Raw genomic sequence first — 18,617 nt, 5'->3', positions numbered from 1 at the left:
CCATACACCTCTCCTAATGAGCAAACCATTTCAGTGGCACCATTACCAGATCTGGAAAGAGAATCAATAAAATCAACACAATTATTTCCGCAATCAGGAAAGGCCAGATCTTTTTTGTCAAATCTATGAAATTAATTTGACCGACACCACATCCTACATATAAAACAGTTCCAATAGGAGGAGTAATCAAACCTATACATAAGTTAAAGACCATAATTACTCCGAAATAAACCGGGTCGATACCTGCTTTTGCTACTAATGGCATTAAAACGGGGGTAAAAATTAGAATAGCAGGAGTTAGATCCATGATCATACCAAGGAATAAAAGGAATACGTTAACGGCAAAAAGAAATACTAATTTATTTTCTGTTAAGCCCCCGAAAATTTGAGCCATTTGATTTGGAATTTGCGCTACCGTCAACAGCCAGGCCACCGCCATAGCCGCTGAAGCAACAAACATGACCACTGATGTTGACTTAGCTGCTGCTATAAAAATGGGTTTTAAATCCTTCAGATTCACATCCCGATAGATAAACATGGAAACAATTAACGCATAAACAACTGCGACGGCACCAGCTTCAGTGGGTGTAAAAACGCCGAATCTGATTCCACCTACAATGATGATCGGCATTAATAGAGCCCAGACGGACTCTTTAACGACTTTTAAACTTTCTGCCCGGCTATATTTTTTTCCTCGTGGATAATTACCCTTCCTGGCCAGAAAAGTCCAGGTCACCATGAGTATTAAACCTAAAATTAAGCCGGGAATAATACCTGACATAAATAATTTTGTGATCGAAACTCCAGACGTAACCCCAAAAATAATCATGGGAATACTGGGCGGGATAATCGGAGCAATAATCCCCGAACTGGCTACCAAGGCGGTTGAAACATCCCTGCGGTAACCTTCCCGGGCCATCAAGGGTACCAAGATGCTTCCCAGAGCAGCCGCGTCAGCCACTGCACTCCCGGAAAGACCGGCAAATAATATACTGGCCAGGACTACAACATAACCCAATCCTCCTCTGATACGACCGACCAACATCGTGGCAAAGTCGACAATCTTTTGTGAGAGGGATCCGTATGCCATAATTTCCCCGGCCAGCATAAAGAAGGGAATTGCCATCAGGGGAAAGCTGTTGGCACCGTAAACCATGTTTTGAGCAATAATTTGTGCATCAAAATTACCCAGGAACAACATTAAAGTAATTGCACAAAGCACTAGAACAACAGCAATGGGGATACCTAAGGCTAACAATGCAAACAAACTAGCAAAAAATATTCCTAAGGCCAACCTACACACCACCCTTGCGAATTACATTAACGATTCTCCCCAAGGTCATTGCTCCAATGAACACGGTAGCTAAGACATAAGAAAAAGTAATAAACGAAAAGGGAATTCCTGTAGCAGGACCTAAAGAGGATATAGATTGTTGAGTAAACTCTAACCCACCTTTGATCATAACCCCTGCTGCTACCAGCACCAGCATATATCCTGCTAATTCTATTATTTTTTTCGGCAGACCCTTTAAGCGAGCAGTAATTAAATTTACGGCAATATGCTTGTTATCTTTGTAAGCAGTGATTGCGCCGAGAAAAACAGCCCACACAAAGAGGTATCGAGCTAACTCCTCACTGGGAGCAAAACCTTCGTTAAAAATGTATCTTAAGACTGCGTTAACGAAAACCAGAAAAACCATCCCGCCCAGGGATGCAAACAGTAAATATTCCACCAGCTTCTCAGCGCCACGACCTATTTTTTGAATGAGCTCAATCATAGTCCACCTCTTTCTAATTTTGCTGCCTCCCGTCCAGCGGGAGGCAGCAGCCATTTACCTGGTGGTAGTTTATTTTGCAGCCATGATCTTTTCGGCCAGTTCTTTGGTACCGGGGTAGGTCCGGTAGAACCATTCTTGAACGGGTTTCTGAGATTCGATTAGCTTTTGTTTAAATGTATCATCCGGAAATACAACAGTCAGGCCTTTTTCCTTTAAGAATTGGATATCTTTTTCTTCAGACTCCTGCAGCAGTTTCCATTCGTAGTTCGCAGATTCGATAGCAGCTTTTTCAATTACTTTTTGCAGCTCGGGATCCAAGCTTTGGTAGAATTTCTCGTTAATAACATATAGGTTGGGAGAAAATATGTGCCGGGTATCTACTACGTATTTTTGCACTTCATAGAAACCAGAAGCCCGCAGAGTTGCATAGGGGTTTTCTTGTCCATCAATCACTTTTTGTTCTAAAGCAGTAAATACCTCTGAAATTGGCATCGGTATGGGGTTTGCACCAAAACCCTTAGCCATTTCCAGAAAACGAGGGTTATTGGGAACCCTTAACCTGAATCCTTTAAAATCTTCAAACCTGTTAATTGGCTTGCTGGAAGAAACAACTCTAAACCCATTGGCAGTCCACGCCAGCGGACGAATGCCCATTTTTTCCACCATACCTTTAGTAAGTTCCTTGCCCAGCTCGCCATTCAAGACCTTTTGGGCATGTTCGTAATCACGGAACAAATATGGCATTTCAGTTAATCCGATAATCGGCATGTCCTTGGCAACCAGCATACCAGGAACAGCCATTTCAATGCTGCCGTTCTTTACACCGTCAATAAACTGCTCCTCAGAACCCAGCGTGGAATTGTCATATATTTCCACTTTTATCCTGCCACCGGATTCCTTCTCAACCATGGGCTTGAACTTTTCTTTTAAGGCAATGTTTTGGGGGTGATCGGCAGCGAAGTAGTTAGCTACTTTAATGGTATAAGTTTTTCCTTTAGAGCCGTCGGCAGTCTGGTTGCTGCCACAGCCACTTAAGAAAAATGCAAAAAGTAAAGTAATAATTAAACTCGAAACCAGCTTAAAATGTTTTTTCACCATTTAACCCTCCCGTTTTCTGGTATTTCTTTTTTAAATTTTGAAGATCGCCGGCGTATAGCTACCTTTACATCACCTCCCCTGGGTTAGTTATTGAAATATTTTACATTTCCCAGGCCACATTATTCCTTCGCCGTCATCTGTGAATTTTGCAATATGAAACATTGTGCCATAACGTAATACAACATTTCGACATGGGTTTAAAAATTCCTTCAAACTTTCATTAACTTGAAAACTTTTTATCACCAGCTCAGAAGGAACAACCTGGCATTTGGGATCGGTTCCTCCTCTTCCTGGGAGTTACAGCTACTGGTGGCCATAATTCCAATATACTTCCCAAGGTCCTGTTGCCTTCCCGGTTACTTTACCAACCAACCCAGCGGTGCAATAACCAGGCGGGGGAAGAGAATCAACAGTAACAGCACAATAAACTCAACCATAATAAACGGCAAGATCTTCTTAACAAGTTCTGCCATGTTTATTTTTCCCACACCACAGCCTACATAAAGAACAGTACCAACCGGGGGTGTAATAAGACCCATTACGAGGTTGAGCGTCATAATCAGTCCAAAATAAATGGGATCTATCCCGACCTGCTTTATAAGTGGTATCAAGATGGGAGTAAAAATCAAAATAGCAGGGGTGATATCCATTACCATTCCCAGGAACAGGAGAAATACGTTAATAACTAATAAAAGCATTAGTTTTGTTTCCGCCAGGCCGGATAATGTTGTAACAATCTTTTGAGGAAGACCGGCAGTTGTAATTACCCACGCGGCACTCATTGCTGTCGCGGCAACCAGTAACACCTGTCCTGTAGTCCTTGCTGCAGCCGTTAGAACTTGCGGGATTTCCTTGAGCTTTATTTCCTTATAAACAAAAACAGAAATAATAAAAGCATATACCACGGCAATGGCACCGGCCTCAGTGGGCGTGAAAATACCAAAACGAATGCCTCCGACAATAATCAGAGGCATGACCAGAGCGAATATGGCACCTTTAAAAGCTTTAAGCACTTGCTCTGGAGAAGCCTTCTGCCCAACCGGATAATTGTTTTTCCTGGCTATGAAATACCAGATAGTCATCAGAGAAAGAGCCAGAATGAGGCCTGGAACAATTCCAGACATGAAAAGGCGACTAATGGATACTTGTCCCGCAACTCCGAACAAGATCATGGGGATACTGGGAGGAATGATAGGGGCAATAATTGCCGAGGCACAGACAAGAGCTACGGAAGTTGCCTTATCATATCCCATCTGAACCATCATTGGTATTAATATAGCTCCTAAAGCAGCAGCATCGGCGACCGCTGACCCCGACAAACCGGCAAATATGATACTAGCTATAATTACTACGTACCCCAAGCCACCTCTAACATGTCCAACCAGACTTGCAACAAAATCTACTATTCTGCGTGATATACCACCATAGCTCATTATTTCCCCTGCAAGGATGAAGAAGGGTATCGCTAACAAAGTATAGCTATTTGCGCCAAAAATAACAGATTGGGCTATTAACTGCGTATCGAAATTTCCGATGGCAATCAACAAGGCTACAGCTACGAGCAACAATGTAAAAGCTATGGGTACACCAATAAACAACAGAAGAAATAATACCCCTAAAAATAGAAGAATCAATTCGTTTCCTGACATTCTACCTGCCCCCCCCTTTTTCTCAGACTCACCGCTGCAAAGTTTTATAGGTCTGGTACATTGTAATAAGCCCTATGCCTATAGCAGAAACAACAAGGGATATGGTAATGTAGGAAAAAGGAATACCAGTCGCCGGGCTAATGCTGGCGTGAGTTACCTTGACAACTTTGATTCCTCCGTGTATAAGTACTGCCAATCCTATTAACACTAAAAAATTAGCAAGAAGCAAAAATATTTTTTGAAGGCCTTTTGGAAGTCTACTAACAAATACATCTACTCTGATGTGCAACCCGTCCCTGGCGGCCATGATAGCACCAAGGAAGATCACCCAGACGAAGAGATTCACTGCTACTTCTTCGCTCCAGGTAAGGCCACTATTGAAGAAATAGCGCAAAATAACATTAATAAATACCAGTACGACTATACCGGCCAATGCTATTGCAGTTGAAAAATTAACTATGATTCCCAACAAGTGCCCTGATTTTTTCATTTCCTCACCTCCGAGATGTAATGTTAAAAAGACGAACTCTCTGTGAGAAATCTACTTAACCTATTTGACTGGATCCAGGCTGGGGTACATCCGTAGCCTGGATCCAGCCTTACCAATCAGTTTGCCAAATTGTTATTGTACTTTCGCTATTTCGTCTAAAACTTTTTTGAGTCGATCTTTTCCAATTTCGTTTTCAAATTTCGCATAAATTGCCCTGGACTTTTCGATAAACTTTTGCTTCTCTTCAGTAGAGAGTTCGTTTACTTCAATACCTTTCTTTTTCATATCTTCCAAATACATCTCGCTCAGTTCCCGATTTATCTGTCTCTGATATTTTCCGGCTTCAACAGCCGCTTTTTTAAGCAGTTCCTGATCAGCAGGAGATAGCTTATCCCATGTCTTTTTACTGATCATGAATACAAAAGGAGTATAGAAATGTCTGGATAAAGTCAGATACTTTTGCGCCTCATAAAATCCTGCATCGTAAATAAGGGTATTAGGATTCTCCTGGCCATCAATGACTTTCTGTTCCAGAGCAGTAAACACTTCATTAAAAGGCATCGGTACGGGATTGGCTCCCCAGGCCTTAAAAGTTTCCAGGTGAATCGGATTCTGCATCGTTCTAATTTTTAACCCTTTCAAATCATCGATGGAGTTAATGGGTCTTTTACTGTTGGTAATATTCCGGAAACCATTTTCCCAATAGGCTAACCCTACCATGCCCACGTCTTCCAGGGTTTTTAGAATTTCTTGTCCTGCCGGTCCGTCTAAAACCCTGTCAGCTACTTCTTCGTTCGGGAATAGATAAGGAAGATCGAAAACCATAAAGGACTTGGTAAAGTTGGCAATAGGTGCTGTGGACGGAATGGTAATATCCAGGGTACCCATTTGCAGCGCTTCCATCATGGACTTATCGTTGCCAAGCTGGCCGTCTGGAAATATCTGCAAACTAATCCTGCCGTTACTTTCTTTTTCAACGATTTCTTGAAATTTTACCAATCCTTTTCCATGGGAGCTGTTTTGTAAACTGGATCCAATGCCCGCCTTTAGAACAATCTGCTGCGCCTGATCTTTACTTTTTTCTTCACCTTCTTTTTTACTCTGCGATGCGCCACAACCGACCAAACCAATCAACAAGCTAAAGATTGTGAAAAGTAACAGCAAACGTTTTACTCTCATAGTTTTTATTCCTCCTCCAGAAAATGAGAGATAATAGACGGAATTTCTGGAATTAAGGGTGCAACAAAACCTTCATTGAGTCCCCACCTGAGAGTATTAGCCTGATGCCTTCTTCGGCTTTTTCCAGCGGCAAATGGTGAGAAATTACGCTGGCAATACCCGGTTCCCGCTCGAGCATGGTAATGGCAATTTGGAAATCTTTTTGGGTATAGACCCGGGCTCCAGTTATTGACAGCTCGCGGAAATTCACTGCTTGCAGGTCAAGCGGGACGGGTTCCTTAAATACCCCGACAATAACTATTTGCCCGGTGATTTTTGTTATTTGGGTTGCCAGCGCAGCGGTTTCCGGCACGCCGGCTGCCTCAAAAACCACGTCAGCGCCATCGCCACCGGTCATGGCTAATATTTTCTGCCCGGGGTCCTGTTTGGCATCAACTACGGTAAATCCCAGATCAGAAGCCAGTTTTAGACGCTGTTCACTTATTTCACTGAGTATTACCTGAGAAGCTCCGGCATATCGTGCACTGAATGCGGTCAGCAGGCCAATCGGTCCACCCCCTAATACCACAACGGCATCCCCTGCCTTGAAGTTCGACCGGCGTAAGGCATGTACCGTCACTGCGACCGGTTCTACCAGGGTAGCTATGTCCAAAGGCATTCCGGGTGGTACCTTCACCACCCTGTCAGCATCCACTGCTACATACTCTGCAAAACCACCATCGCAGTCAATACCCACCAGCCCAAGGTTACGACATACATGAGAATGACCTGTTTGGCAGGGCTGACATATGCCGCAACTGATTAAAGGATTTACAGTTACCCTGTCACCTACTTTCAAATCACTCCCTTGGGGTAGTGCGGTTTCAACAATTTCCCCGGCAAACTCATGACCCATAATTAGGGGGGCTTTCGCCCTGGGGTGCTTGCCGGCGTAAATACCCAGGTCTGAACCGCAGATACCGGCATATGCTATCTTGATCATCACCTCCCCCGGCTTTAGTTTTGGAACATCTACTTCCTGCAGGGCTATCTTTTCTTTTCCCACCCAGACAGCTGCTTTCATTTTGGCATTCATTAACAACCCTCCTGAGTTGATTGCTGCCTCCCTGCTTAGATAGCCAGCGAGAGAAAACCGCCATCAACAGCAATGGTGGTGCCGGTGACAAAATTTGAAGCGTCCGAAGCCAGGAAGATGACCGCTCCGACCAAATCCTCCGGTACACCTAACCGCCTCATCGGTGTGCGGTTGATTATTTTCTCGCAGGTCTCTTTTTCCGAAAGGACTTTTTCGGTAAGCGGGGTTTTGAAATAGCCCGGCGAGATGCAATTGACATTGATGCCGTAAGGTGCCCATTCGGTAGCAAGGACCTTTGTCATCTGCATTACGGCACCCTTGCTGGAACAGTATGCAACTGATCGGGTAATACCAAGATGGGAACCTAGAGAGGCAAAGTTAATAATTTTTCCACCGCCTTGGGCAATCATTTTCTCCCCAACTATTTGACTGGCCAGAAATACGCCCTTGGCGTTAACCTCCAAAACATCGTCCCATTCCTCTTCTGTAAGTTCCAGGGCCGGTTTTTTGTAATTTTTACCCGCTGCATTGATTAAAATATCAATTTTACCAAAGTTTTCAATAACCTCATTGACCAATCTCTTGATGTCCATCTTGTTAGTAATGTCTACCGAGGTGAGGAAAGATTTGCGGCCTAAAGCCATAATTTCTTCGACCAGATCTGCATTCCGCTCCTTATTGCGACTAACCGGAATTACATTTGCTCCAGCCCTGGCTAGTCCCAAACTAACCACCTTCCCCAGTCCGCCACCACCGCCTATAAACAGAGCTACTTTTCCAGATAAGTCGAAAAGGTCTAAGCTCATAAACAACCTCCCCTTTTAAGTTAAAGCTTATATGATCGTTAACACTGTTGGCTAGTTGCACAATGTGAAACAATGTTTTGGTAAGTAGCAAAAAATAAAAGTTTGTTTCATAAAGTGAAATCATGTATTATAACACAAAACTACTTTTCGGCATGAATTTAAAAATTCCTTCAGAACTTTTATTAACTCAAAAAATTTTTTGCCATGTAAAAAATGGCAAATCTCTTTTTCTGGGAGTACGGTAAAGTGTACCATAGCTGGTTGGTATTACTCTTCTTTATGTTCATTAAGCAATTACGAAGGCCTGGATTTTTAAATGGCAAAAAATTTTTTCATGCCAGGCACCTTTTTTTTTATCATTCCATAAGATATACAGTCCTACTCTTTTGGGGGAGGGATACCATGGGGCCTGGTCTGTTGGCGCTGGCAGTATTGTCGATGCTTAACGGTCTGGTGATCCTGATCTGCCATGTAGCCGGGAACAGCTTTCCCAAACCTTTGAGCGAGGAGGAGGAAGCCCTATACCTGGAAAAAATGCTGGCCGGGGATGAGTCGGCCCGGCGGGTGCTCATTGAGCGCAACCTGCGCCTGGTAGCCCACATCATCAAGAAGTTCGATCACAGCGGTGAGGATTTTGACGACCTGATTTCCATCGGTACCATTGGTTTAATCAAGGCCGTGGATACCTACAATCCCGAAAAGGCTACCCGCCTGGCCACCTATGCTTCCCGTTGCATTGAAAATGAAATCCTCATGCATTTGCGGGCACGCAAAAAAATCCGGGCAGAGCTTTCCCTCTATGATCCCATTGGCGTGGATAAGGAAGGCAATGAGATTAGTTTTATCGATGTCCTGGGGACCGATCCGGAGATTGTCAGTGATATCGTGGCCGGACAGATGGAGCAGGACCGCCTGTGGAAGCAGTTGGAGCAGCTATCACCCCAGGAACGCAAGGTGCTGGTGTTGCGTTTCGGTTTGAAGGACGGTGCCCGCCGCACCCAGAGGGAAATCGCCCGGCGATTGGGCATCTCCCGTTCTTACGTTTCCCGCATTGAGAAGCGGGCGCTCAGTCGTTTAACCCAGTATTTCCCCTGTGAGGCCGGGAGATGAATAATTTGCGTGATTTAACGGACAAATGGCCCAAAAATCCCGCTATATAAATAAATTATAAAACCGTTGACTTTTTCCTGGCCAGTTGTTAGAATATCTATCGAATTAAAAACGAATACCGGGGTGCTCTTATCCAGAGTGGTGGAGGGACTGGCCCGATGAAACCCGGCAACCGCCCTGGGGTGAAGGTGAACCCGCAAACCGCCGGCGGGTTTTACCGTTGCCCGGGGAATGGTGCTAATTCCTGCAGAAGTTTATCTTCTGACAGATAAGAGGGTTCATTTTATGGAGGCCTCTTCTGTTTAGAAGAGGCCTCCTGACGTCTGGAGTAGAGCACACGACGAAAGGGATGAGGTGAATGAGCGAAAAAACCTATCAAGAGATCAATGCCCGGATTAGAAGCGGCAAAGCAGTAGTGGTAACGGCGGAAGAATTTATCGACATCGTCCGAGAGAAGGGGCTTGCCCATGCATCCCGGGAAGTGGATGTGGTGACCACCGGCACCTTTGCCCCCATGTGCTCCTCCGGCGCCTTTCTCAATTTCGGCCACCCGGCCCCGCGCATCAAAATGCACCGGGTGTGGCTTAACAACGTACCGGCCTATACGGGCATCGCGGCGGTAGATGCCTATATTGGAGCCACCGAGCTTCCTGATGATGACCCCTTGAACAGCAATCACCCGGGGGAATTCCGCTACGGCGGCGGCCATGTTATTGAAGACCTGGTAGCCGGAAGGCCTGTCCGTTTGAAAGCAGTGGGTTACGGCACCGATTGCTACCCGCGGCGGGAAATTGAAACCACCATCACCATTCATGATATTAACGAGGCCATTTTGTTTAACCCGCGGAATGCTTACCAGAATTACAACTGTGCCGTCAACCTTTCCAACCGGACCATATATACCTACATGGGGATCTTGAAGCCCAATCTGGGTAACGCCCATTATTCCACTTCCGGTCAATTAAGTCCTTTGCTCAAAGATCCCCATTTTAAAACTATTGGCATCGGTACCCGCATTTTCCTGGGCGGCGGTATCGGGTATGTGGCCTGGCACGGCACCCAGCACTTCCCGGCCATACAAACCGATGCCAGCGGCAAGGAACTGGGGCCTGCCGGCGGCACCCTGGCGGTTATTGGAGATTTAAAGCAAATGAGTCCCCGCTGGCTCATGGGCACCAGTTACCTGGGCTACGGGGCCACCTTGAGCGTCGGTATTGGCGTACCCATTCCCATTTTAAATGAAGAAATTGCCCGTTATGCCGCAGCCACCGATGCGGATCTTTACGCCCCCATTGTGGATTATGGTGAGGCCTATCCCAACCGGAAACCGGGGAACCTGGGTTATGTCAGTTACGCCCAGCTGAAGTCGGGGAAGATCGTGGTCCAGGGTAAGGAAGTGCCCACGGCACCATTGTCCAGCTACCCCCGGGCCCGGGAAATTGCCGGCATCTTGAAGGAATGGATTCAAAAGGGTGAGTTTTTCCTTTCCGAACCAGTGCAGCTCCTACCCTCTCCGGCCGATGGTTTGACCGGAAAAGTTTTAAAAGGTTAAGTTAAGGAGGGCAAACGACCATGTCGCCCAGGAAAATAGTCCTTCGCTTTGGACCCGAGATTTCTGATAAACCTATTATTTACCGCCTGGTCAAGGATTACGACCTGGTGATGAACATAGTAAAGGCCAATGTTAACCCCCAAAAAGAAGGCATTATGGTCCTGGAGTTAACGGGGGATAACTACGAGCAGGGTCTGAAGTACCTGCGGGAACAGGGGGTAACGGTCCAGGCCCTCACCCACGAGGTGGTGCGCAATGAACAACGCTGCACCATGTGCGGTGCCTGTACTGCCATCTGTCCCACCGGTGCCCTGTACCTGGACCGGCCAGGCATGGAAGTGCGTTTTGACGGGGATAGCTGCGTGGTCTGCCAGCTATGCGTGAAGGCCTGCCCGGTGCGGGCGATGGAGGTTAAGCTATAGGAAACTTGCCGGGGGCACTCTTTATTGCCGCCGGGAGAAGGACAATGGAGGTTAAACTGTAGTTGGAACGAACCTATCGTTACCGCCACCGGCAGGAGGATCTGGTACACTTTCAGGTGGTGGTAGGGGAAACGGACCTGGATATTGGTGTGCGCAGGGAGCGTTTTTCCCCGGAACTGGTGGAGCGGGTAACGCAAATGGTGCGGGAATGCCGGGCCCCCCTGGAAGAATATATTAAAAGAGACCCGGCATTCCTTAAAGCCCATACACCTTACGATATACCGCCCGACGCCCCCCCCATTGTGCGGGAGATGGCCGAAGCGGCCAGGTTGGCCGGCGTTGGCCCCATGGCTGCCGTGGCCGGGGCCATAGCCGAAAGGGTGGGACGGGCTCTGGTCCGCTTCAGCCGCGATGTTATTGTGGAAAATGGCGGGGACATTTACCTGCGCAGTGCCCGGATCCGGCGGATTGGTATTTATGCCGGGAACTCTCCCTTTTCCCATCGCCTGGCCCTGGAGGTCCGCCCGGAGGATACTCCTCTAGGCATTTGCACTTCTTCGGGTACGGTAGGGCACTCTTTGAGTTTCGGCATGGCCGATGCGGTGGTTATCCTTTCCCCCAATACGGCCCTGGCCGATGCAGTGGCCACGGCGGCGGGAAATCTGGTAAAGGATCCCGATCAGGTAGGGCAGGCGGTGGATTTTGCCGCCCGCATCCCCGGGGTCACCGGGGCGCTGATCATTTGCCGGGACAAAATGGCCGCCTGGGGTCGCCTCAAACTGGTACCCGCATAAACACGTAAAAAAGACGGGCTTCTTGGCCCGCCTTTTTATTTTTCCCGCGATTATTGCTTCGCCACCCATCTGGTGCTTCAACCGCTTCCCGTTCTAAAAATCTCTGCTTTTGTTTACCATCACCCTGCCTGAAGTTTAGTTGACCCGTTTATCATAACCCTGCCATTCTTTTTCCCTCAACCGGTACTTCATAATTTTACCCGTGGAGGTCTTGGGTAGCTCGCCAAATTCCACGGCCTTGGGCACTTTAAAGCGGGCGATGCGTTCCCGGCAGAAGTTAATGATGTCTTCCGCAGTAAGGTTGGTGCCCGGTTTGGGGACCACAAAGGCCTTGGGTACTTCCCCCCACTTGGGATCGGGAATGCCGATTACCGCTACTTCCAGCACGTCGGGATGTTCGTAAATGCAGTTCTCCACTTCTACCGTGGAAATGTTTTCCCCGCCGCTGATGATAATATCCTTCAAGCGGTCCTTAATTTCAATGTAACCGTTAGGGTGCATCACGGCCAGGTCTCCGCTGTGGAACCAGCCGCCGCGAAAGGCCTTTTCAGTTTCTTCTGGTTGTTTGTAATAACCCAGCATGACGTTGTTGCCACGCATGACGATTTCACCCATAGTCTGACCATCCGCGGGGACATCGGTCATATCTGCCGGATCCACGACCCGCACGAACTCCGCGTGAATGTAGGCCACTCCCTGGCGGGCCTTAATTTTCGCCCTTTCACTTACATCCAGTTCATTCCACGGGGCCTGCCATTCACAAATGGTGTGGGGCCCGTATACTTCCGTCAGGCCGTAAACGTGGGTTACCTCCGCCCCAATCTCCTCCATGTTCCTGATCACGGTCGGAGATGGAGGAGCACCGGCCGTGATTACATTTAGTTTTGCTTTCATCTTGCATTCTTTCGCCTTCGGGTAATTGGCCATGGACACCAGCACCGTTGGGGCGGCACAAAGGTGGGTAACCCCTTCCCTTTCGATGAGGTGGTAAATGTCTTCCGGCACCACTTTGCGCAGGCAAACATGGGTCCCACCTACCGCAGTGACACCCCAGGTAAAACACCACCCGTTGCAGTGGAACATGGGTAATGTCCACAGGTAGACCGAATTAGAACTCATTTTATGTTCCAGGGCTTCCCCAAGGGCGTTCAGGTAGGCCCCCCGGTGGTGATACATGACACCCTTGGGCAGGCCGGTGGTTCCGCTGGTATAGTTAATGGTAATAACTTCCATTTCATCCTCAATTACATTGGGCAGGGGATCCGGGGAACCTCCGGCCAGGAATTCTTCATACTCGGGTCCTTCCAACGGGCGGCTGTCGTTAACATCACAGATGTTGACAAAGGTTTTGATATTGGGGAGATCCTCTTTGATGGCGGTAATAAGATGGGCAAATTCATTATCCACAAAAAGGGCTTTGCTGTCGGAATGATTGAGAATGTAGGCTATTTCCCGGGGAGATAGGCGTATGTTAATGCTTACCAGGGCTGCTCCCAGCATGGGTACTCCATAATGGGCTTCCAGCATGGGTGGAATGTTGGGGCACAGGAAAGCCACCTTATCCCCTTTCCCGATGCCAATCTTTTTTAAGGCGCTGGCCAGCCGGTTAGCCCGTTGATAAAATTCACTGTAAGTGTAACGTTTATCATTATATACCACTGCCGTTTTATCGCGGAAAACAAAGGCGCTGCGCCGCAGAAAACTTAAAGGACTTAGCGGTTCATAGTAAACCGTGCGCTGGGTCATGGTTTTTTACTCCTCTCTTTTCCGGCATGGTGGTTTATCAGGGTACTGGCCTGACGGTGGCAATCGGCGTTTTTTCCCGATCAAAACGGTTGTTGTGTGCGTAACTCTAGTTGTGCTATATTAAATGAATATTCATAATTATTCGGCGCTAACCTTCCTTTTTCCTGCCTGCCCAGCGGGATAGTAAAAATTTTTCTGGGGGAAGCGTTGATGTTCCCCCAGCGATCAGAGATATGACCTCAAGCACCATTTGTATTCACGTGACATTTTTAATGGTTTCAGAGAACGATTCCCAGTAATCTTTAATAACTTCGGTTATGGTAAGGTGGCGGTGTTCCGCCAGGTTTATTTCATAGGGTTTGCCCAGGGGTTGCCTTTGGGCGGAAAATAAAACTAGTACCCGGGGATAAAGGGAAAAGCCCCGCTTGGTTTCAATCACCACGCCAATCTCACCGCTGGATAGGCGCACAAGGCTGCCTGCGGGGTAAGCGGCCACGTTACTTAAAAAGGCCTGTACAATATCAAAGTCAAATAAAAAGTTACCCGAACCGGCAATCATTTCATAAGCTTCGTGCACGGGATAGGCCGGGCGGTAAACCCGGTCGGCGGTCAGAGCGTCATACATGTCCACCAGGCCGGTGATCTGGGCGAATTCATGAATTTCCGCCCCCTTGAGCCCCAGGGGATAACCCTGACCGTTATGGCGTTCATGGTGCTGCATGGCCACGATCCGGCACAGGAGGTTGGCTTCGGGGTCCTGCTGCAGGATCTCGGCACCGTAAATACAGTGTTTTTGGATCAGCTGAAATTCTTCACTGGTCAGTGGCCCGGGCTTATTTAAAATTTCAAGAGGAATACGTGTTTTACCAATATCGTGCAATAAAGCCGCCATGCCCAGATGGAACAACTTGGTGCGGCTGTAACCGAGGGTTATGCCCGTAATCACTGCCAGGACACAGACGTTAACCGAATGACCGAATGTATACTCATCCAGGCTCCGGATATCCACCAGGTTGACCATCAATGAACGCCGGCTGAGCAATTCGTCAATGATCTCATTTACGGTGCTGATCATATCCTTTACATCAATTAACGCCCGGCTTGGGCCAGTGCCCCGTTGGGACTCGGAAAGGAACAGGGCTTTGACTTTGGCTGTGGCCTGGACCCGTGTTTCCTCGGAAATGACATCCTCTACTTCTACACCCACAAAGTCGTCTATGTATACGGCCGGAATACCCAGCATTTTTAACCTGGTGATAAACCTTTCGGTAAGAATGGTCCCGGCCTGGAGCAGTACCTGCCCGGAAGCATTGTAAACCGCCCGGCCGACCTTTAAACCGGGCCGTAAAAGATCTGTAGGAACCTTGCGCATATTTTACCCCTTTGTTGTTTATGTACGCACTTATCTACCTAATTCGACGAAAACTAATTTATCCCTACAGCAAAGAAAAATCTTTCTAATTTTTATGTCCGGTGCAACGCTTTTTGCTTGAGGAAAAGATAAAGCAAATAAACAACTAACACCCCTAAGGCCAGCAGGGGCAACCTCGACTGGATCAGGGAAAAGATAGATTCCCAGTGATGCCCAAAAAAGATGCCGATGCCCAGGTTGAACGAAACCCAGCTTAAGGCGAAAAGAGAATTATAAATTAAAAACTGCACAAACGGTAAGCGGCTGATACCGGCCAGATAGGGGGTGAGGTTGCTCACCATGGGCACAAAGCGACCGAAAATGATAAAGGCCGGTGCCGACCGATACATCCAGCTGCGGGCTTGATTAAATTTGGCCGGTGTAACCATTAAATATTTTCCGTAACGGAGCAAAAACGGTTCGCCTACGCAGCGGCCGATCAAATAGGCCGCTGTGGCACCTACGTTAAAACCAAGCACGGCAGCAGCAAGTATATGGTAAAAATCAAGCCTCCCCTGGTTTACCAGAATACCGGCCAGGAGGGTCATTAAGCCCCCGGGAAAGGGAATGCCCAGGGCTTCGATAATTAACCCCAGGAACAGTCCCCCTGCACCCAGGGTGCCCAGGTAGTGCAGGACCCAGTCCTTCATAAAAAATTCACCTTCCCGGGCTTTAACATGCCCGGAAAAGGTGCGTTATATATGGGTACGCTTGCGCCAAATTTGCCCGTTGAATATCTTGCAGGCCTGTCCCCGCGGAGGTCATAGCACCCTGGCGGTACCCCGGTACACCAGGCCCCGTTGTCCGTCCACCGTAACCGTTTCCCCGTCGGTAAGGATGGAGGTGGCAGCATCTACCCCTACAATTACCGGAATGCCGAATTCCAGGCCGACAATGGCGCCATGGGAAGTCAGTCCTCCCACCTCCGTGATCAGGGCGGCCGCCTTTTCGATGGCCGGTATAAAGTCCTTGTCGGTGAAGGGTGTGACCAGGATGTCCCCGGGTTCCACCTTTTCCAAAGCATCTTTCACGGTGTGGCAGATGCGCACACGCCCGGTGACTGCCCGGGTGCCAATACCCTGGCCGCGGACCAGGATATCCCCAACAGTATGGACTTTTAAAAGATTGGTGGTGCCATGAACACCCACGGGAACACCGGCAGTAATGACCACCAGATCTCCTGGTTTGATCAGGTCCGCCGCCAGGGATGCTTCAATGGCCGAAGCAATCATACTGTCAGTGTCCCGGGTGCGTCCTACCAGGAGGGGCTGCACGCCCCAGACCAGGGCCAGCTTGCGCAACACCCGGGCTACCGGGGTCACGGCAATGATCGGCGCCCGGGGACGGTATTTGCTTACCATCTTGGCCGTGTAGCCCGTTTCTGTGGAGGTAATAATGGCGGCGGCTCCCAGGTCCTGGGCGGTAGTACAGGTGGCGTGGCTGATGGCATCGGTGATCGTGCGGGCCAGCGCCCGGCCCCGCCGTTGTAAAATTTCTTCGTAGGGCAGGGCGCGCTCCACGCGGCTGGCAATGCGGGCCATGGTTTTTACCGCCTCCACCGGATAGTGCCCTGCGGCTGTTTCTCCCGAGAGCATAATGGCATCGGTACCGTCCAGGATGGCGTTGGCCACGTCGCTGGCCTCGGCCCGGGTAGGCCGGGGGTTATGGATCATGGATTCCAGCATCTGGGTGGCGGTAATGACCGGCTTTCCGGCCAAATTGCATTTTTCAATGATGGATTTTTGGATCAGCGGTACTTCCTCTACCGGAAGGCCAACCCCTAAATCACCCCGGGCCACCATGATGCCGTCGGCAACCTTGATAATTTCATCCAGGTTTTCCACGCCTTCACGGCTTTCGATTTTGGCGATAATGTCCATGTCCGCCCCATGCTCTTCCAGGATGCGGCGGATGGCCAGCACATCTGAAGCCTTGCGAATAAAGGAGGCGGCGATAAAATCCAGTTCCTGTTCAATGCCAAACTTGATGTCCCGGATGTCCTGCTCGGTAATGGCGGGCAGGTTCACCGGCACTCCGGGGAGATTGACCCCCTTTTGGCTGGTCAATTCCCCCCCGTGCACTACTTCACATTCCACTTCGTGCCCGTTGGTGCTAAGTACCCGCAGCTCGATTCGTCCATCGGCAATAAGGATGGTGTTTCCGGGGGACACGTCCCGGGGCAATCCGGCATAGGTGATGGGCAGGCGTTCCGCCGTACCCTTAATTTTTTCGGTTGTGAGCACTACCCGCTGTCCTGCCTTGAGCACTACAGGTTCCTTTTCCAGGTAACCAAGGCGGATTTCCGGCCCCTTTGTATCCAGCAAAATGGCAATATTTTTACCTACCCGGCCGGCAGCCTCGCGGATATTGGCAATGCGCCGGGCGTGTTCTTTATGGGTGCCATGGGAAAAATTAAGCCTGGCTATATTCATGCCCGCCCGCATCATTTCCATCAGGGTTTCTACCTGTTCGCAGGCTGGACCGATGGTGCAGATTATTTTGGTTCGTCTCACGGCCTGTTCCTCCTCATATGGCTAAAATGCTCGCCAGCCGGTAAACATCGAGATCAACGGTTTTTTTCTGCCCCAGGACCCGGTCCAGATCGGTTTCCACTATTTTCCCGGCTGACATGCCGACCATTTTACTGGTTGCCCCTTGCATGAGCAATTCTACGGCCCGGGCTCCCAGCTGGCTGGCCAGAATGCGGTCAAAAGCTGTCGGCGTGCCACCCCGTTGCAGGTGGCCCAGGATGGTCACTTTGGTATCAAAGCCGGTGCGTTCCTTAATTTGTTTGCCTATTTCCAGTCCGCTGCCTGCTCCCTCGGCCACCACGATGATGCTGTGCAGTTTTCCGCGCCGGTAGCCCTTACAAAGTTTGTGACAAACTTCTTCAATGCTGAAGGGATGTTCGGGAATGAGAATGGATTCCGCTCCTCCGGCCAGGCCGGCGGCGACGGCAATAAAGCCTGTGTCGCGACCCATTACTTCCACAATAAAGGTGCGTTCGTGGGAGGTGGCGGTATCACGGATCTTGTTGATGGCGTCAACCGCGGTGTTTACGGCGGTATCAAAGCCAATGGAAAAATCCGTGCCGCTGATATCATTGTCGATGGTTCCCGGGATGCCCACCACCGGGAGCCCGTATTCCCGGTGAAAGATGGATGCGCCGGTAAAGGAACCGTCACCGCCAATAACCACCAGCCCCTCCAGGCCAAAGCGCTCCACATTTTCCCATGCTTTGGCCCGCCCCGCGGGCGTTTTGAACTGCTCGGAGCGGGCCGTATGTAAAATGGTTCCTCCCCGGTGAATTATATCTGCTACCGAACCCAGCCGCATGGGTTCCATGTCACCTTCAATGAAACCGTTAAAGCCCCTTTTGATGCCGATTACTTCCAGGCCGTGATAAATAGCCTTGCGTACTACCGCCCGGATGGCCGCATTCATTCCCGGAGAATCGCCGCCACTGGTCAAAATCCCTATCCTTTGCAAAAAAATACCTCCCTGGCT

The 18,617-nt window shown here is 49.0% G+C and carries 17 protein-coding genes and 1 riboswitch; of the genes, 4 read left to right on the top strand and 13 right to left on the bottom strand.

The window, feature by feature from the left end:
• Positions 1-13: 13 nt before the first annotated feature.
• From D7024_RS08700 to D7024_RS08665, 8 genes are all read right to left on the bottom strand, one after another.
• Positions 14-1,294: a TRAP transporter large permease gene (locus D7024_RS08700; RefSeq protein ID WP_121451440.1), complete on the bottom strand. Its 1,281-nt coding sequence runs from the start codon at positions 1,292-1,294 to the stop codon at positions 14-16.
• A 1-nt stretch (position 1,295) separates the two neighbouring features.
• Positions 1,296-1,778, bottom strand: coding sequence for a TRAP transporter small permease (locus D7024_RS08695; protein WP_165859318.1), 483 nt, complete (start codon positions 1,776-1,778; stop codon positions 1,296-1,298).
• Positions 1,779-1,847: 69 nt separating this feature from the next.
• Positions 1,848-2,876, bottom strand: coding sequence for a TRAP transporter substrate-binding protein (locus tag D7024_RS08690; RefSeq protein WP_165859317.1), 1,029 nt, complete (start codon positions 2,874-2,876; stop codon positions 1,848-1,850).
• A 356-nt stretch (positions 2,877-3,232) separates the two neighbouring features.
• Positions 3,233-4,525, bottom strand: a complete 1,293-nt coding sequence (locus D7024_RS08685) for a TRAP transporter large permease (protein ID WP_121451438.1) — start codon at positions 4,523-4,525, stop codon at positions 3,233-3,235.
• A gap of 28 nt (positions 4,526-4,553) precedes the next feature.
• Positions 4,554-5,015 carry a TRAP transporter small permease gene (locus tag D7024_RS08680; protein WP_121451437.1) on the bottom strand — a complete coding sequence of 154 codons (462 nt, stop codon included), beginning with the start codon at positions 5,013-5,015 and terminating at the stop codon, positions 4,554-4,556.
• Between the two features lie 132 nt (positions 5,016-5,147).
• Complete coding sequence (locus D7024_RS08675) at positions 5,148-6,194, bottom strand: TRAP transporter substrate-binding protein (RefSeq protein ID WP_121451436.1); 1,047 nt, start codon at positions 6,192-6,194, stop codon at positions 5,148-5,150.
• A 52-nt stretch (positions 6,195-6,246) separates the two neighbouring features.
• Positions 6,247-7,269, bottom strand: coding sequence for a zinc-dependent alcohol dehydrogenase (locus tag D7024_RS08670; RefSeq protein ID WP_121451435.1), 1,023 nt, complete (start codon positions 7,267-7,269; stop codon positions 6,247-6,249).
• 35 nt (positions 7,270-7,304) lie between these two features.
• Entirely contained in the window at positions 7,305-8,075 is a 771-nt protein-coding gene (locus D7024_RS08665) for an SDR family NAD(P)-dependent oxidoreductase (RefSeq protein ID WP_121451434.1), read from the bottom strand.
• Positions 8,076-8,477: 402 nt separating this feature from the next.
• Between D7024_RS08665 and sigK the strand changes: the two genes are divergently transcribed.
• The 4 genes from sigK (at position 8,478) to D7024_RS08645 (ending at position 11,953) form a co-directional block, all read left to right on the top strand.
• Positions 8,478-9,185: an RNA polymerase sporulation sigma factor SigK gene (gene sigK, locus D7024_RS08660; protein ID WP_121451433.1), complete on the top strand. Its 708-nt coding sequence runs from the start codon at positions 8,478-8,480 to the stop codon at positions 9,183-9,185.
• Between the two features lie 126 nt (positions 9,186-9,311).
• Positions 9,312-9,460: riboswitch (SAM riboswitch) on the top strand.
• 83 nt (positions 9,461-9,543) lie between these two features.
• Positions 9,544-10,737: a homocysteine biosynthesis protein gene (locus D7024_RS08655; RefSeq protein ID WP_121451432.1), complete on the top strand. Its 1,194-nt coding sequence runs from the start codon at positions 9,544-9,546 to the stop codon at positions 10,735-10,737.
• Positions 10,738-10,757: 20 nt separating this feature from the next.
• Entirely contained in the window at positions 10,758-11,159 is a 402-nt protein-coding gene (locus tag D7024_RS08650; protein WP_013822739.1) for an NIL domain-containing protein, read from the top strand.
• Between the two features lie 62 nt (positions 11,160-11,221).
• The gene (locus tag D7024_RS08645) at positions 11,222-11,953 is read left to right on the top strand and encodes a UPF0280 family protein (RefSeq protein ID WP_121451431.1); all 732 of its coding nucleotides are present in this window, start codon (positions 11,222-11,224) and stop codon (positions 11,951-11,953) included.
• A 135-nt stretch (positions 11,954-12,088) separates the two neighbouring features.
• Here the strand turns inward: D7024_RS08645 and D7024_RS08640 are convergent, their stop codons facing one another.
• From D7024_RS08640 to pfkA, 5 genes are all read right to left on the bottom strand, one after another.
• Positions 12,089-13,699, bottom strand: a complete 1,611-nt coding sequence (locus D7024_RS08640) for an acyl--CoA ligase family protein (protein WP_121451430.1) — start codon at positions 13,697-13,699, stop codon at positions 12,089-12,091.
• 256 nt (positions 13,700-13,955) lie between these two features.
• Positions 13,956-15,071 (bottom strand): HD-GYP domain-containing protein, encoded by a 1,116-nt coding sequence (locus tag D7024_RS08635; RefSeq protein ID WP_121451429.1) that lies wholly within the window; start codon positions 15,069-15,071, stop codon positions 13,956-13,958.
• 92 nt (positions 15,072-15,163) lie between these two features.
• Entirely contained in the window at positions 15,164-15,760 is a 597-nt protein-coding gene (locus D7024_RS08630) for a DedA family protein (RefSeq protein ID WP_121451428.1), read from the bottom strand.
• A gap of 111 nt (positions 15,761-15,871) precedes the next feature.
• Positions 15,872-17,623, bottom strand: coding sequence for a pyruvate kinase (gene pyk, locus D7024_RS08625; RefSeq protein WP_121451427.1), 1,752 nt, complete (start codon positions 17,621-17,623; stop codon positions 15,872-15,874).
• A 13-nt stretch (positions 17,624-17,636) separates the two neighbouring features.
• Positions 17,637-18,599 carry a 6-phosphofructokinase gene (gene pfkA / locus D7024_RS08620; RefSeq protein WP_121451426.1) on the bottom strand — a complete coding sequence of 321 codons (963 nt, stop codon included), beginning with the start codon at positions 18,597-18,599 and terminating at the stop codon, positions 17,637-17,639.
• Positions 18,600-18,617: the final 18 nt, after the last annotated feature.

Origin of the sequence: Desulfofundulus salinus (assembly GCF_003627965.1) — a bacterium.
GTDB lineage: Bacteria > Bacillota > Desulfotomaculia > Desulfotomaculales > Desulfovirgulaceae > Desulfofundulus > Desulfofundulus salinus.
The sequence above is the reverse complement of the archived record's forward strand: the minus strand, read 5'-3'. Positions and strand labels throughout refer to the sequence as shown.

Excerpts from the sequence above, each read along its gene's own strand:
- D7024_RS08680 (WP_121451437.1), bottom strand. The coding sequence starts at position 5,015 with ATGAAAAAATCAGGGCACTTGTTGGGAATCATAGTTAATTTTTCAACT.
- D7024_RS08665 (WP_121451434.1), bottom strand. The coding sequence starts at position 8,075 with ATGAGCTTAGACCTTTTCGACTTATCTGGAAAAGTAGCTCTGTTTATA.
- D7024_RS08670 (WP_121451435.1), bottom strand. The coding sequence starts at position 7,269 with ATGAATGCCAAAATGAAAGCAGCTGTCTGGGTGGGAAAAGAAAAGATA.
- D7024_RS08655 (WP_121451432.1), top strand. The coding sequence starts at position 9,544 with ATGAGCGAAAAAACCTATCAAGAGATCAATGCCCGGATTAGAAGCGGC.
- D7024_RS08685 (WP_121451438.1), bottom strand. The coding sequence starts at position 4,525 with ATGTCAGGAAACGAATTGATTCTTCTATTTTTAGGGGTATTATTTCTT.
- D7024_RS08640 (WP_121451430.1), bottom strand. The coding sequence starts at position 13,699 with ATGACCCAGCGCACGGTTTACTATGAACCGCTAAGTCCTTTAAGTTTT.
- sigK (WP_121451433.1), top strand. The coding sequence starts at position 8,478 with ATGGGGCCTGGTCTGTTGGCGCTGGCAGTATTGTCGATGCTTAACGGT.
- D7024_RS08695 (WP_165859318.1), bottom strand. The coding sequence starts at position 1,778 with ATGATTGAGCTCATTCAAAAAATAGGTCGTGGCGCTGAGAAGCTGGTG.
- D7024_RS08635 (WP_121451429.1), bottom strand. The coding sequence starts at position 15,071 with ATGCGCAAGGTTCCTACAGATCTTTTACGGCCCGGTTTAAAGGTCGGC.
- D7024_RS08690 (WP_165859317.1), bottom strand. The coding sequence starts at position 2,876 with ATGGTGAAAAAACATTTTAAGCTGGTTTCGAGTTTAATTATTACTTTA.
- D7024_RS08650 (WP_013822739.1), top strand. The coding sequence starts at position 10,758 with ATGTCGCCCAGGAAAATAGTCCTTCGCTTTGGACCCGAGATTTCTGAT.
- D7024_RS08675 (WP_121451436.1), bottom strand. The coding sequence starts at position 6,194 with ATGAGAGTAAAACGTTTGCTGTTACTTTTCACAATCTTTAGCTTGTTG.
- D7024_RS08630 (WP_121451428.1), bottom strand. The coding sequence starts at position 15,760 with ATGAAGGACTGGGTCCTGCACTACCTGGGCACCCTGGGTGCAGGGGGA.